We start from the raw sequence: 12,388 nt of genomic DNA on the forward strand, positions 1-12,388 counted from the left end.
GGTGCCCAAACGGCCTGGAAACGCCGGTTTTCTGAGCCGTTTTTTGATACCGTTTATTGGAGGGGTGGAGAAGCAATTTTTCTAAGTATCTAACTCGACGTGCCCATTCACTAATAAGGAACGAGATTCTAGTACGCTCTTATCTTTGGCCTATGCCCAAGGAACTTTGTAAATGCGGTCAGGTCCTCTACTTGGGGGAAATTCCTAATCCGGTAGAGTGGCAGATTATTTCGGATGTTGAATTTGACCGCTACACGGGGCAGATAGACGCCGAAATGCTTTATGCTGACACGAAGCCGATGCTGGTGTGCCCGCATTGTCATCGGCTACTGGTGTACTGGCAAGGCTTTAGCAATGGGTATACTGCCTATCGACAAGAGGAGTAGCACGGACTTACTGCGGTACACCCAACCAGTGAGATGCGCCACAAGGAGAAGTAACTTTGGGCATGCGAGTCGCTATCTACGCCCGCGTGTCGACCCGGGACAAGGGCCAAGACCCGGCAAACCAACTGCACCAGCTGCGGGCCTTTGCCGAGCAGCACGGCACGATCTATCAAGTATTCACTGAGGAAGTATCCGGCGGTAAGTCCGACCGCAGCCAGTTTAAGCAGCTGCTCCTCGAAGCTTATCAGAAGAAGTTTGACTTGGTCGTGTTCTGGCGGCTGGACCGCTTCAGTCGGGAAGGCGCCCTGCCCACGCTCAAGTACCTGAAGGAGCTGCGCGACCACGGCGTGAATTACAAATCCTTCACCGAGCCCTACCTCGATAGTCTAGGGTCCTTCGGTGACGTGATTGTCTCGATGTTGGCCACTATCGCCGCGCAGGACCTCATCAAGATCTCGGAGAACACCAAGGCTTCGCTGGCCAAGAAGAAGGCGGCCGGCATCCAACTCGGGGCCCCGACGAAAAGCTTGGCGGTCGTAGAGCAGGCGCGGACTCTAAAAGAGGCGGGCAAGTCCAACGGCTACATTGCCCGGAGCTTGGGCATCTCTCCCAGCACCGTGGCTAAATACGTCGCACCCGGGGCCTGATTTGCCGCCTCTTTTGCCTCCTTTTTTATGAAAAGTGCGAAATTAGGCTGGAAATGAAATATTGATGCTTCTCAGCCAGAAGCTTGTTGAGTTCTGCCCTTCGGGCAGCGGTGTTGTATGTAGAGTTAAAATACCTATTCATCATCTCGTCTGACGATGCCCTTGGCCCGGTCTTCGGCCTCTTGTTCGGCTACCAAATCACTCAAATCAACGTCAACAGGATTGCCTTGGTATTCCACTGCCGTGCGCATCATTCCGGCCGGATAGCCGCGCAGCGTGAAGAAGCGAAACAGACGCTCCGGCACGAACTCTACGTCTGCTGGTCCAGCACCTTCTATCACGTACTCGCCCCAATTGGCGTCGTTCTTCTCATCCATCGAAAATTCCCAACTGCCGCCAAAATTCTTCCGCACCAATTCCCCCAAATAAAACCAGCAATCTTGGCGTTCCCGTATTGCGGCCTCGGACTTACCTTCAAAGGTAACCCGTTCCTCACGGGCATAGCGCTCCAACTCAGCCACGCTGTCTAGGCTATGCTCTTTGTTGAGTTGATAGCCTTTCACATTAGCGCGGCGCAGAAACGCGGGCTGGGCATCGATGCGGTTCATTGTCCACATCAACAACTTGTCTTCTTCCTCTTCGCGGTTGTATTGTTCTAGCTGTGCCATAGCAGTAAAAAATTAAGGAATTTGAGGACCAATTTTGTGCGTAACGCCGATTGTGTCCAGCGCTTTTAGGTGCGGCTTAGAACCTCCTGTCTCCAAAATATATTCGACTTGATAACCCAGGCGCACCAAGGCCGCGTCTTTTGGAATGTCTTTTCCCGCTACGTGCTCAGTAAATAAAATAGGTTACTCGGGCAGCCCTCCCGTCAGGCGGTCTTCTTCCTCTTGTTCTTTGGCTAATTCGCTCAAGTCCACAGGTTCCGGCTTGACTTGGTTAAATATTCCTTTCCTGAACATCCCCGGTTTGTAACCGCGCAGGATGAAGGCTCTAAACAACCGTTCCGGCACGAATTCAAGGCCCTGAACGGGTGAATGACCGACAATGACGTACTCCCCCCAATTGCCGTCATTTTCTTGATCCATTGAGAACTCCCAACTTCCCCCAAAATTTCGGCGCATCACTTCGCCCAGATAGTACCAGCAGTTATACCTTACAAGCAAGGCCGCGTCCGATGCACCATCTAACGATATCTTTTTCTCTCGGATATACCTTTCCAAGTCTTCCAAACTGTCCAAGGTGTGGGCCTCGTTCAATTGGTAGCCTTGCGTGTTGGCGTGACGGAGAAAGGGGAAGAAAGCATCCTTCATGTAAAGGATGAATTGACCTAATCTCTCCTCTTCTTCTTCCAAGTTATACTGTTTGAGAGCCATCTTCTATTAGTAATTAAGCTAGGGGATTTGAGGGCCTATTTTGTATGTTCCACCGATTTTTGATAGTGCTGCTAAAAACTGTTTGCTAGCGCCCTTCTCTAAAATGTACTCGACTGCAAAACCTTCGTCAATCAACCAGCCGTCCCGCTTCAAATCAGTAACATTTCCTTTTCGCAACGCAATAGGCCCGGTTTTGAGTTGCCCACAGTACAAGTCTTTGTGCACGTACATGTCAATTTGCCGATAGGTGTAAGCCGTTTTAAAGACCCTGCTTTCCGCCTCCATTACCTGTCGGTACTCCCGTTCCCGGCCTAGCCCAAAAATGTTATTGTTTCTGCTGGCCTCGTAATTATTTTCCCAGCGCGTTTTGTTCCACATTTTGGGGTTCCCTGCTTTATCACGCTGGTATTCCGCCCAACGGGCCTCTTTGTGCTCATCGGTGTAGGCTGGCAAGTCTTTATCTCCATCCCAATCGGCAGGCGGTATATTGTCCGGAAAGGGCAGCCGGGGCAACAATTCGTAGGCACCTGGTACCGCAACCGGGGCCGGCTGGCCATGTTCCCGAGCCAGTGGCGGTATAAACGCCGCGGGTGGCCCACCAGCGGCTATTTTAAAGCCATTAGGTGCACTCAGGGTAATGTAAGCCGTGTAGTTTCCCTCGCCGCCGTTGGTGCCGTCGTCAAAGCCTTCATTGTAGCCCACACAATGCGCCGTAGGGATATGCAAGGTCTCTACGATGCTACCCCCCGCGCTATCTCTAAACAGGATATTTACTTCATGTGACTGGCTCGCTTGCTGGCACCAACCTTCCCAAAAATTGTCGTTGGGCACGGGCAGCGCACCGTTTACGTGCCCGAACCTCACTTGTTCATTAGGGCGGCCCCGCTGGTGGGTACTTTGGTGGGTGCTGTAGTCGCACGTATCCAGCACGTAAATACGCCCATCAACGTGCAGCTCAACGTAAATTGCTCCCATAGGGTAGATAGATGAAAAGCAGCCGCACCCACCTTATTGGCTGGTTTTATTGCAGGAGGGCACCAACGGACGTAAGCAGTAGCTTCACAAAGCTACTCTAGAGAAATAGTAAGATAGGGGTGGGCCAGCAAAGCTATTCAGCCCCAAAACGAAAAAGGCCCTGCAAGTCAATGACTTACAGGGCCTTTTCTTGCAAACTGGCGGTCTGGACGGGACTCGAACCCGCGACCTCCGCCGTGACAGGGCGGCATTCTAACCAACTGAACTACCAAACCGTTTGCCGAGTGGAAAAACCGTGTGTTTTTCCGTTTTGGTGTTGCAAAGGTAGCAGAAGAAAAAAGCTTCTCACAAGCCAGGCGCTAATATTTTTCCTGAAAACACCCTCGTGAGAGGCTTGTGGGTTGTTTTTCAGGCTGATTAATTTTAGGGCTGCACCGCAACGGTGGATGTTTTACCTTTGCCACCCGCTTCCCAAGCGGTATTTGGTGGCTTACGGCGGTGGGTTCTCATCCCGATGATGTCGTAAGCACCGTTATTTTCGCCTTCTCACTCCACGCAACCCCCTCCGTAGCCCATGCTCCTCGATTTTGAACAACCCATTGCCGCCCTCGAAGGCAAGCTCCTCGAAATGCAAAAGCTAGCCGACGAGAGCGACGTTGACGTGAGTGAGGCGGTGGCCGCGCTACAAGCCAAAATCAAGGTCCTCAAAAAAGAAACCTACGCCAACCTTACCCGCTGGCAGCGCGTGCAGCTCTCGCGCCACCCCGACCGCCCCTACACCCTGGACTATATCGAGGGCATGGCCAACAAATTTGTGGAGCTGCACGGCGACCGCACCGTAGGCGACGACAAGGCCATGGTGGGCGGATTCGGCGAGATTGACGGCCAAACCGTCATGTTTATTGGCCAGCAAAAGGGCCACAACACCAAGCAGCGGCAGTTTCGCAACTTCGGCATGCCCAATCCCGAGGGCTACCGCAAGGCGCTACGCCTGATGAAGCTGGCCGAGAAATTCAATGTGCCCGTTGTGACGCTGATTGACACGCCCGGCGCCTTTCCGGGCCTGGAGGCAGAGGAGCGGGGGCAGGGCGAGGCCATTGCCCGTAACCTCAAGGAGATGTTCATGCTGAAGGTGCCGGTTATCTGCGTCATCATTGGCGAGGGTGCGAGCGGCGGGGCCCTGGGTATTGCCATCGGCGACCGGGTGCTGATGCTGGAAAACACCTGGTATTCGGTTATTTCGCCAGAGTCGTGCAGCAGCATTCTGTGGCGCTCGTGGGATTATAAGGAGCAGGCTGCCGAAGCCCTGAGGCTCACGGCCGCTGACATGCAGAAAGCCGGCCTCGTTGATGGCATTGTGAAGGAACCGCTCGGCGGCGCCCACACCGCGCCCGCGCAAATGATTGAAACGCTGAAGAACACGCTGCTGAAGATGCTGAAGGAACTAGCCACTATTCCGGCTGAGGACCGGATTTCGCAACGTATTGATAAGTTCTCAGCCATGGGTGTGGTGGTCGAGTAAAGTAGCGCCGCAGCTTTTGCTGCATGTCGCGTTAGGGTTGCCATTTCGTAGTGTGGCACGCAGCCTTTGCTGCGTGTTGCGTTGGGTTGCCATTTCAATATTATTCACCGACTCGCGCAGCAAACGCTACGCGCCACAGGTTCTATGAAAATCCATACCCTCGATACCGGTTTGTTTAAGCTTGATGGCGGCGCCATGTTTGGCGTGGTGCCCAAGAGCATGTGGCAAAAGCTGAATCCGCCCGATGCCAACAACATGTGTACCTGGGCCATGCGTTGCCTGCTGATTGAAGACGGCGGCCGGCTGCTGCTCATCGACAACGGCATTGGGGAGAAGCAGGACGAAAAGTTTCGCGGGCACTTTTACCTGCACGGCGACGACACGCTGGAAAAATCCCTGCGCCGGCTGGGTTTCAGCAGCACCGATATTACCGACGTTTTTCTGACGCACCTGCATTTCGACCACTGTGGCGGCTCGGTGCAGCGCGGGCCCGAGGGGGCTTTGCAGCTGGCTTTTCCGAACGCGACGTACTGGAGCAACGAGGCGCACTGGGACTGGGCCGTAACGCCCAATCCGCGCGAAAAGGCCAGCTTCCTGAAGGAGAACATCCTGCCGATTCAGGAAAGCGGCCATTTGAAGTTTGTGGATCTGCACGCCGGTGCGCCCGCCGCGCTGCCCCAGTTCCGCGAAATTATTCTGGCCGATGGGCACACCGAGAAGATGATGGTGCCCGTGATGGACTATAAAGGCCGAACGCTGGCCTTTATGGCCGATTTGCTGCCCAGCACCGGCCACATTCCGCTGCCTTACGTGATGAGCTACGACATGCGCCCGCTCATCACCCTAACCGAAAAGGAAGCTGTGCTGCGCCGCGCTGCCGACGAAAATTGGGTCTTGCTGCTCGAACACGACCCTACCAACGAAGCCTGCACCGTGCAGCACACCGATAAAGGCGTGCGCCTGGCCGAAACCCTGCGACTGGCAGATTTATAGGCTGGTGGTTGGTTGTTAGGCGCTGGTTTTGCGTAACGCCCAGGAACGACGGGGCCCGCCAAGGCGGCGCCAACTGGAAATAGCTATTATTCAACAAAGAACAACGAAATGGCCCAGCTGGGGTTAGCTTTATCCGGGGGAGGGGCGCGGGGAATTGCGCATTTGGGTGTGCTCACGGCCCTGGAGGAGCTGCAGCTGCCAGTGGTGCGAATGGCGGGCGTGAGTTCGGGGGCCATTGCGAGCGTGTTTTACGCGGCCGGTTTTCCGCCCCGCGAAATTCTACGGCTGCTGCTGACTACCAATGTATTTCGCCTGACCCGGCCCGCATTCAGCCGCTTTGGCCTGCTGCACCTCGATGCCGTGGAGCAGCTGCTGGCCCGGCATTTGGGAGTGGGGCTGAAGTTTGAAGACTTGCGCTTGCCAGTCACCCTTGTGGCCACCGACCTGATAGCGGGGGAGTCGGTTTACTTCGATTCGGGGCTGCTGCTGCCGCCGCTGCTGGCTTCGTCGGCTGTGCCCATCGTGTACCGGCCGGTGGAGTTTCAGGGCCGACAATTGGTGGATGGCGGCCTGCTCAATAACCTGCCCGTGGAGCCGCTGCTGGGCCACAACAACTTGCGGGTGGTGGGCGTGCACTGCAACCCCGTCAACCACGAGGCCCGGATTCCCAATTTCCGGCGCCTCATCGAGCGCACGCTGCACCTGGCAATCAATGCCAACACGGCGGCCCGCAAATCACAGTGCCAGTTGCTGCTGGAGCCTCCCGAACTGCGCCACTACCGGCCGTTGAGCTACAAGCGGGGGCCGGAGCTCTTCGATATCGGCTACCGATACACCCTGAGCCAGGCCACTGCCCTGCGCGCCCTGATTGACGATTAGTGTTGCTCCCAAGCCGCAAACGGCCATCTTTGCAAATCGCTACGGTCCAGCCCCGCGCCGGCTCGTTCAAAAAATCAATCCTTCAGTAACTAGTACTTTCTTCAATGCCGGCCCGCAAAACCTCTACTTTCTGGTACTACATGGCCAAATTCGTGTTCTGGGTAGCCGGCTGGCACCTGGGCGGAATTGCCAACCCGGAAATCAAGAAAAGCATGATGATTGCGGCCCCCCATACCAGCAACTGGGACCTCATTATCGCCCGGGCCGCCTTCTATCTGATGGATGTGGACGTGCGCTTCACCGTGAAAAAGGAGTGGACCGAGCACTGGGCGCTCGGGTGGCTGGTGCGAGCCATCGGTGGCATGCCCGTCGACCGCAGCAAGAACAATAGCCTGGTGGATGGCATGGTGAAGCTTTTCAATGAGCACGACGAGCTGGTCATTCTCATCACGCCCGAGGGAACCCGCGCCTACCAGCCGCGCTGGCGCAAGGGCTACTACTTTGCCGCGCTAAACGCGCACGTACCCATTCGGTTGGGCTATCTGGACTACCGGCTGAAAGAAGCCGGCATCGCCGAGGCCGTGTACCCGACCGGCGATTACGAAGCCGACGAAGCCCGAATTAAAGCCTTTTACCGTACCATAGCCGGCCGTTTTCCCGACCAGGGCGTGCGGTAGCGCGCAGAGTTGGGCGCGGAGCCTTACCTTCCGGCTATGGAAAAAATCCACACGCTGCTTTGGATACTTTTCGGCATCGGAGTCTTCGTCTTCCGCATGGTGAAGAAGATGCAGGAAACCAGCGCCCGGGAAAGCCGGGAGCGGCCCCCGCGCCCCGGTGGGGCCGTGCCCAGCCTGCCCACGGCTACCTTTCAGGAAATGCTCCGGCAAATGCAGGCCCGCAATACCGCGGAGCCAAACAACGTCCCCGCTCCGACCAATACTCCCGCCACACCCCAGGCTCCGCCCAAACGCACCCCGGGTGGCCACCCCATGCCGCGCGAAGTAGCCCGCCCCGCCCGCTCACAGGAGCGAACCGACGTGCGGCAGACCTCTTTAGAAGCGCCCGCCACCGCCCGGCCCCACAACGCGCCCGCACCGCCCGCCCGCCGGTCGTCGAGCCTGCCGCGGGCCTCAGTTGAAGCCCCAATGCCAAGTCGCTTGCCCGCCACCACTGCGGGTGCACCCGCATCCGTAAGTGAAACTGTGCGCCAGCTGCTTCGCCAGCCCGAAAGCGTACGGGCGGCCTTTGTACTCAGCGAGATATTCCAGCGTAAATACTAGCGCGGATATTCGTATAGTATACAAGGTGTTAGGAGCTTGTCTTCTTGGGAGAGGTGCCCGCCCCGTCGGGGTACGTGAGGTTAAACCAATCGCGCCATCTATAGCGGAACGGCCTAGCACCACCCCATGTCCGTCCTGCACAAGCTAGTCTTGCGTCAGGGCGTAGGCCACGAGATTTGCGCCCATGCGCAGGGCTGCGTCGTGCACGGCGGGGGTGTCTTCGGGGTAAGTTCCCACATCCTCCCAGCCATTGCCGAGGTCGCACTCGTAGCTGTAGAAGCACACCAGGCGGCCTTTGTAGAGCAGGCCGAAGCCTTGGGCGCGTTTGGCATCGTGCTCGTGCACTTTGGGCAGGCCGTTGGGAAACGCGTATTTCTGGTGATAAATGGGGTGGGAGTAGGGCAGCTCCACGAATTCCAGCTCGGGAAACACTTTTTTCATCTCGGGCCGGATGAATTTATCGAGCCCGTAATTGTCGTCGATGTGCAGAAAGCCGCCGCCGGTGAGGTAGCGGCGCAGGTTCTTGGCCTCTGCGGCGGTGAAGCTCACGTTGCCATGCCCGGTCATGTGCACGAAGGGGTAGGTGAGCAGTTCGGGCGCGTCGAGCTCCACGGTAGCTTCTTCGGGCGCGATGTTGGTTTTCAGCGTCTGGTTGCAGAAGCTGATAAGGTTAGGCAGCGAGGTTTTGTTGGCGTACCAGTCGCCTCCGCCGCCGTAGTGCAGCTTAGCGATGCGGAAGCTGTAGGTAGCCGGGCCAGCGGCGCTTAATGAAAGCAGGAGGGCCACCGCGAGAAACAGATTTTTCAGCATAAGCAATGCGGGCAGTTATTAGAATAAGCTTGAGCTACAAAGTAACAGGGCCGCAGGAAAGTTCGATGGTTAAAACCGGCTCTCGGCTAGCAGAAAGAAAGATTTGGCTAAAATGAGAGACTATCCCCGCAGCCAGAATCAGGCGTCGGACTCGCTAAGCGCAGAAGTTTAATCGCGTTTCATGGTAATCTCGATGGTTACCAAAAATACGAGCAGGGCTCTTTTACTGTACATTTACCCAACTGCGAATGCGGTAATTATTGTGGAAAGGAAGTGAGGCTCTTTAGAAATCATCGTTCCCTTCGCCAACCGTCATGCCGAGCACAGCCGAGGTATCTCGCTTACTTCGCTAGGCCGTTCAACGACCCGCGCGAGATGCCTCGGCTGCACTCGGCATGACGTGTGAGCAAGTTTTTTCAGTTACTAAACATTAAATCGAACGACTGATGATTACGGGCAAAGATTTGCTGGACCTGGGCTTTAAACCAGGGAAATGGTTTAAGGAGGCGCTGGACTATTTGAATGCCAACGGCTTGGAAGGCGAAGCTATGCTGGCGTATCTTGAAACCGTGAAACCGGCGCCCTTCATTCCTTTGCTGGAAAGGCCCGTCGGTTTTTACGAGAACATCAGCGCTGATACCGTTGAGGAGCAGGAGAATATTGACTACGTAAAAAAGTCGATGAACCAGCTGATGCGCACGCCAACCGTGGTAACGGGCGCCATTATGCCCGATGCCTGCCCCGCCGGGCCGGTTGGCACCATTCCGGTGGGGGGCGTGGTGGTTACCAAAAACGCCATTCACCCCGGCATGCACAGCGCGGATATCTGCTGTTCGGTAATGCTTACTAATCTTGGCAAGATTGACCCTAAAACGGCGCTGGATATTGCCCAGCAGATTACGCACTTCGGTCCCGGTGGCCGGCCCGCCGAAAATCAGTTTCCACTGCCCGCTGAAATTGTCGCCGAATTTGAGACTAATCCTTTTTTGAATTCTGAGCGGAGCCTGAAACTAGCCCGTGAGCACCTTGGTACGCAGGGCGACGGCAACCACTTTTTGTATATCGGGGTTTCCAAAAATACCGGCGAAACCATGCTGGTTACGCACCACGGCTCACGCGGGGTAGGGGCCGTACTGTATGGCAATGGGATGAAAGTAGCCGACTTTTTTCGGAGGGAGATTTCACCGGAAACTTCGCCGGAAAATGCCTGGATACCAAGTGAGTCAGTGGAAGGCGTAAATTATTGGAATGCACTGCAAACTATTCGGAAATGGACCAAGCAAAACCACTTGTGCCTGCACGATGCCATTATAGGCAAACTGGGCGCCGCGGTGCAGCAGCGGTACTGGAACGAGCACAATTTTGTATTCAAAGACGGCGACCTGTTTTACCACGCCAAAGGGGCTACGCCGCTGGACCCGAAATTCATGCCGGACATTACCGGTCCGCGCATTATTCCGTTGAATATGGCTCAGCCTATTCTAATTGTTGAGGGCGAAACCAATGAGAATAACCTGGGATTTGCACCGCACGGCGCCGGCCGAAATTTGAGCCGCACCAAGCACAAATACAGCAAAATAAGCCAGGCGATAGACGACGTGTTTGCCGAAGAAACCCACGGCATTGACGCTCGATTCTATTTCAATCGAATTGATATTTCCGAGCTTCCCAGCGCGTATAAAAACGCTGCCGAAGTAAAACGACAGATTTCGCACTTCAAGCTGGCCACCATCATCGACGAAATTATGCCCTACGGCTGCATCATGGCCGGCGATTGGGAGCAGGACGCGCCCTGGCGGAAAAAGAAGCTGGCGAAGGCGGCGGCTTTAGCCGCACAGGTGGCTACTGATTCGCAAACAGATGGATCGGCCACTACTTGAATGACAATGCTCAAAAGCAGCCTAGAGCCGTTTCGGGGTCTGTTGTAGCGCAGACTACAACAGACCCCGAAACGGCTCTAGTAGGGCAAGGTTTGCTATTGGTATACCCTAAAACGGCCAAGTAGTAGTGTAATCTCTTTAATTATTAAGTTTACTACAGGTATGAGTGTTCAGCAATTTGAATTAGATAAAGGCCGATTTGGTGAAGTTCGAAAATTGATTCTGGTCAAAGGATTGCCAATGATGGTACTGGCGATGATGGCTGGGATAGGAATGAGTTACCATAATAATGATACTCGACAAGAACAGCTAAGTTTTTGGCTTATAATGACACCTCTATTTATTGTTTTGCTGGCGGTAGGAATATACTGGGGGATTCAGCGGCAAAAGGTCCTCTTTTTAAGTTACCGTCTTACTATTGATGAACACGGAATTATGCGGGAGCAAGCAACTACTCCCACTATCCGATTAATACGAGAGGATATACAGAAAATTTATAAAGACACTAACGGCAGCTACGCGGTAAAAGGAAACTCAATAAATGAAACTATCCTGATACCAGCCCAGGTCCAAAATCCTGCTGCTTTGGAGGAGCGTCTGGCCCGATTGAGTCCTTTGGCACCACCGCCAAACCTACCGGTTGTTACCAGAGCATTATGGATGCTACCAGTAGTAACACTCGTGTTAATGGTGGTAGTGTATGTGTCGGTCAATAAAACAGTCGTAGCCCTTAGCGGAACGTTGCTTCTCGGAATGTTGAGCTATTCATTGGTCGCTACACAACGGAGTAAACATGTGGATGGCAAAACGAAAAGAAGTATGTGGCTTGTATTGTTAGTTATTGCCTCTATTCTAGCCGTGATGCACGCCAAGCTCAGCACGTAAGTGAGCTCGATTGAATTTCAACGGACCAAATGCGCCGTAAACACCGCCGCTAAGGCTGCCGTTTCCGTACGTAGCCGCGAGGCGCCGAGTGTCACCGGCCGAATACCTTGGCCTAACGCTAACGAAATTTCTCCCGGCGTAAAATCGCCTTCCGGCCCGATGAGTACGCAGCAGCTCGGCCCCGCGCCGGCTACTTGCGCCAGCGCCGTACGTTCGCCTTCTTCCAGATGGGCGATGAAGGTTGTTTCTGGCGCCGCTCCATGTACAAAGGCCCCAAAATCCGTCAGCTCATCCAACTGCGGCAGCCAGGCCTGGCCCGACTGCTTCAGGGCGCTGATGGCGATTTTCTCCAGGCGCTCCAGCTTCAATTCGCGGCGCTCGGAGCGGGCGCAGCGCAGGAAACTGATGCGCTCCACGCCGACTTCGACGGCTTTTTCCACGAACCACTCCATGCGGTCGAGGTTTTTGGTGGGGGCCACGGCCACGTGGGTAAAGTAGGGGCGGGGCGGGCTGATTTGGTGGTGGCTGATGCGCAGCTGGCAACGCTTGGGGTTAGCTTCGGCCACGGCGGCGGTGTAGCGGCCGCCGCGGCCGTCGAGTAGTTCCACGGCATGGCCGGAACCGAGGCGCAGCACCCGTACGGCGTGCTTGCTTTCGTCTTCGGGCAAGGTATAAGTGTCGCCGCTAAGGTCGGGCGCGTAGAAGGTGTGCATGGGGCAAAGAACGGTACTGGGATAAAAAGAGCGAGGCCGCCC

The 12,388-nt window shown here is 55.3% G+C and carries 14 protein-coding genes and 1 tRNA gene; 9 read left to right on the forward strand and 6 right to left on the reverse strand.

Going from position 1 to position 12,388, the window contains the following annotated elements; genetic code table 11:
* Nucleotides 1–152: 152 nt before the first annotated feature.
* On the forward strand, nt 153–386 hold the full coding sequence (locus WX88_RS00140; RefSeq protein WP_046242309.1) for a hypothetical protein: 234 nt from the start codon (nt 153–155) through the stop codon (nt 384–386).
* A 62-nt stretch (nt 387–448) separates the two neighbouring features.
* Entirely contained in the window at nt 449–1,033 is a 585-nt protein-coding gene (locus WX88_RS00145) for a recombinase family protein (RefSeq protein ID WP_046242310.1), read from the forward strand.
* Between the two features lie 134 nt (nt 1,034–1,167).
* Here WX88_RS00145 and WX88_RS00150 read toward each other — a convergent pair whose 3' ends face one another.
* From WX88_RS00150 to WX88_RS00165, 4 genes are all read right to left on the reverse strand, one after another.
* Nucleotides 1,168–1,701 carry a hypothetical protein gene (locus WX88_RS00150; protein ID WP_046242311.1) on the reverse strand — a complete coding sequence of 178 codons (534 nt, stop codon included), beginning with the start codon at nt 1,699–1,701 and terminating at the stop codon, nt 1,168–1,170.
* 183 nt (nt 1,702–1,884) lie between these two features.
* A complete protein-coding gene (locus WX88_RS27005; RefSeq protein WP_052732198.1) occupies nt 1,885–2,409 on the reverse strand; it encodes a hypothetical protein in 525 nt (174 codons plus the stop codon).
* Between the two features lie 18 nt (nt 2,410–2,427).
* A complete protein-coding gene (gene tssD / locus WX88_RS00160) occupies nt 2,428–3,384 on the reverse strand; it encodes a type VI secretion system tube protein TssD (protein ID WP_046242312.1) in 957 nt (318 codons plus the stop codon).
* A 198-nt stretch (nt 3,385–3,582) separates the two neighbouring features.
* Nucleotides 3,583–3,659, reverse strand: a tRNA-Asp gene (locus WX88_RS00165).
* Nucleotides 3,660–3,958: 299 nt separating this feature from the next.
* Here WX88_RS00165 and WX88_RS00170 point away from each other — a divergent pair.
* The 5 genes from WX88_RS00170 to WX88_RS00190 all read left to right on the forward strand — a co-directional run bounded on the left by WX88_RS00170 (nt 3,959) and on the right by WX88_RS00190 (nt 8,058).
* Nucleotides 3,959–4,906 carry an acetyl-CoA carboxylase carboxyltransferase subunit alpha gene (locus tag WX88_RS00170; protein WP_046242313.1) on the forward strand — a complete coding sequence of 316 codons (948 nt, stop codon included), beginning with the start codon at nt 3,959–3,961 and terminating at the stop codon, nt 4,904–4,906.
* A gap of 144 nt (nt 4,907–5,050) precedes the next feature.
* Nucleotides 5,051–5,899 (forward strand): MBL fold metallo-hydrolase, encoded by an 849-nt coding sequence (locus WX88_RS00175; RefSeq protein ID WP_046242994.1) that lies wholly within the window; start codon nt 5,051–5,053, stop codon nt 5,897–5,899.
* Between the two features lie 108 nt (nt 5,900–6,007).
* Nucleotides 6,008–6,778, forward strand: a complete 771-nt coding sequence (locus WX88_RS00180; protein WP_046242314.1) for a patatin-like phospholipase family protein — start codon at nt 6,008–6,010, stop codon at nt 6,776–6,778.
* A gap of 104 nt (nt 6,779–6,882) precedes the next feature.
* On the forward strand, nt 6,883–7,455 hold the full coding sequence (locus WX88_RS00185; RefSeq protein WP_046242315.1) for a 1-acyl-sn-glycerol-3-phosphate acyltransferase: 573 nt from the start codon (nt 6,883–6,885) through the stop codon (nt 7,453–7,455).
* Nucleotides 7,456–7,491: 36 nt separating this feature from the next.
* A complete protein-coding gene (locus WX88_RS00190) occupies nt 7,492–8,058 on the forward strand; it encodes a hypothetical protein (RefSeq protein WP_046242316.1) in 567 nt (188 codons plus the stop codon).
* A gap of 144 nt (nt 8,059–8,202) precedes the next feature.
* Here the strand turns inward: WX88_RS00190 and WX88_RS00195 are convergent, their stop codons facing one another.
* The gene (locus WX88_RS00195) at nt 8,203–8,868 is read right to left on the reverse strand and encodes a DUF4159 domain-containing protein (protein ID WP_082115834.1); all 666 of its coding nucleotides are present in this window, start codon (nt 8,866–8,868) and stop codon (nt 8,203–8,205) included.
* 446 nt (nt 8,869–9,314) lie between these two features.
* Here WX88_RS00195 and WX88_RS00200 point away from each other — a divergent pair, with 446 nt between their 5' ends.
* Together WX88_RS00200 and WX88_RS00205 are read left to right on the forward strand one after the other, a co-directional pair.
* Entirely contained in the window at nt 9,315–10,748 is a 1,434-nt protein-coding gene (locus WX88_RS00200; protein WP_072052910.1) for an RtcB family protein, read from the forward strand.
* Nucleotides 10,749–10,910: 162 nt separating this feature from the next.
* Complete coding sequence (locus WX88_RS00205) at nt 10,911–11,633, forward strand: hypothetical protein (RefSeq protein ID WP_046242318.1); 723 nt, start codon at nt 10,911–10,913, stop codon at nt 11,631–11,633.
* 17 nt (nt 11,634–11,650) lie between these two features.
* Here the strand turns inward: WX88_RS00205 and WX88_RS00210 are convergent, their stop codons facing one another.
* Nucleotides 11,651–12,346, reverse strand: coding sequence for a 16S rRNA (uracil(1498)-N(3))-methyltransferase (locus WX88_RS00210; protein ID WP_046242319.1), 696 nt, complete (start codon nt 12,344–12,346; stop codon nt 11,651–11,653).
* Nucleotides 12,347–12,388 lie beyond the last annotated feature (42 nt).

The sequence above is a fragment of the Hymenobacter terrenus genome (genome assembly GCF_000972495.1).
In the GTDB taxonomy this organism is placed as follows: Bacteria; Bacteroidota; Bacteroidia; order Cytophagales; family Hymenobacteraceae; genus Hymenobacter; species Hymenobacter terrenus.

What these genes read in the sequence shown, in the direction of transcription:
- WX88_RS00145 (WP_046242310.1), top strand. Translation starts at nt 449, where the DNA reads ATGCGAGTCGCTATCTACGCCCGCGTGTCGACCCGGGACAAGGGCCAA.
- tssD (WP_046242312.1), bottom strand. Translation starts at nt 3,384, where the DNA reads ATGGGAGCAATTTACGTTGAGCTGCACGTTGATGGGCGTATTTACGTG.
- WX88_RS00190 (WP_046242316.1), top strand. Translation starts at nt 7,492, where the DNA reads ATGGAAAAAATCCACACGCTGCTTTGGATACTTTTCGGCATCGGAGTC.
- WX88_RS00175 (WP_046242994.1), top strand. Translation starts at nt 5,051, where the DNA reads ATGAAAATCCATACCCTCGATACCGGTTTGTTTAAGCTTGATGGCGGC.
- WX88_RS00200 (WP_072052910.1), top strand. Translation starts at nt 9,315, where the DNA reads ATGATTACGGGCAAAGATTTGCTGGACCTGGGCTTTAAACCAGGGAAA.
- WX88_RS00185 (WP_046242315.1), top strand. Translation starts at nt 6,883, where the DNA reads ATGCCGGCCCGCAAAACCTCTACTTTCTGGTACTACATGGCCAAATTC.
- WX88_RS00170 (WP_046242313.1), top strand. Translation starts at nt 3,959, where the DNA reads ATGCTCCTCGATTTTGAACAACCCATTGCCGCCCTCGAAGGCAAGCTC.
- WX88_RS00180 (WP_046242314.1), top strand. Translation starts at nt 6,008, where the DNA reads ATGGCCCAGCTGGGGTTAGCTTTATCCGGGGGAGGGGCGCGGGGAATT.
- WX88_RS00150 (WP_046242311.1), bottom strand. Translation starts at nt 1,701, where the DNA reads ATGGCACAGCTAGAACAATACAACCGCGAAGAGGAAGAAGACAAGTTG.
- WX88_RS00205 (WP_046242318.1), top strand. Translation starts at nt 10,911, where the DNA reads ATGAGTGTTCAGCAATTTGAATTAGATAAAGGCCGATTTGGTGAAGTT.
- WX88_RS00210 (WP_046242319.1), bottom strand. Translation starts at nt 12,346, where the DNA reads ATGCACACCTTCTACGCGCCCGACCTTAGCGGCGACACTTATACCTTG.
- WX88_RS00195 (WP_082115834.1), bottom strand. Translation starts at nt 8,868, where the DNA reads ATGCTGAAAAATCTGTTTCTCGCGGTGGCCCTCCTGCTTTCATTAAGC.
- WX88_RS00140 (WP_046242309.1), top strand. Translation starts at nt 153, where the DNA reads ATGCCCAAGGAACTTTGTAAATGCGGTCAGGTCCTCTACTTGGGGGAA.
- WX88_RS27005 (WP_052732198.1), bottom strand. Translation starts at nt 2,409, where the DNA reads ATGGCTCTCAAACAGTATAACTTGGAAGAAGAAGAGGAGAGATTAGGT.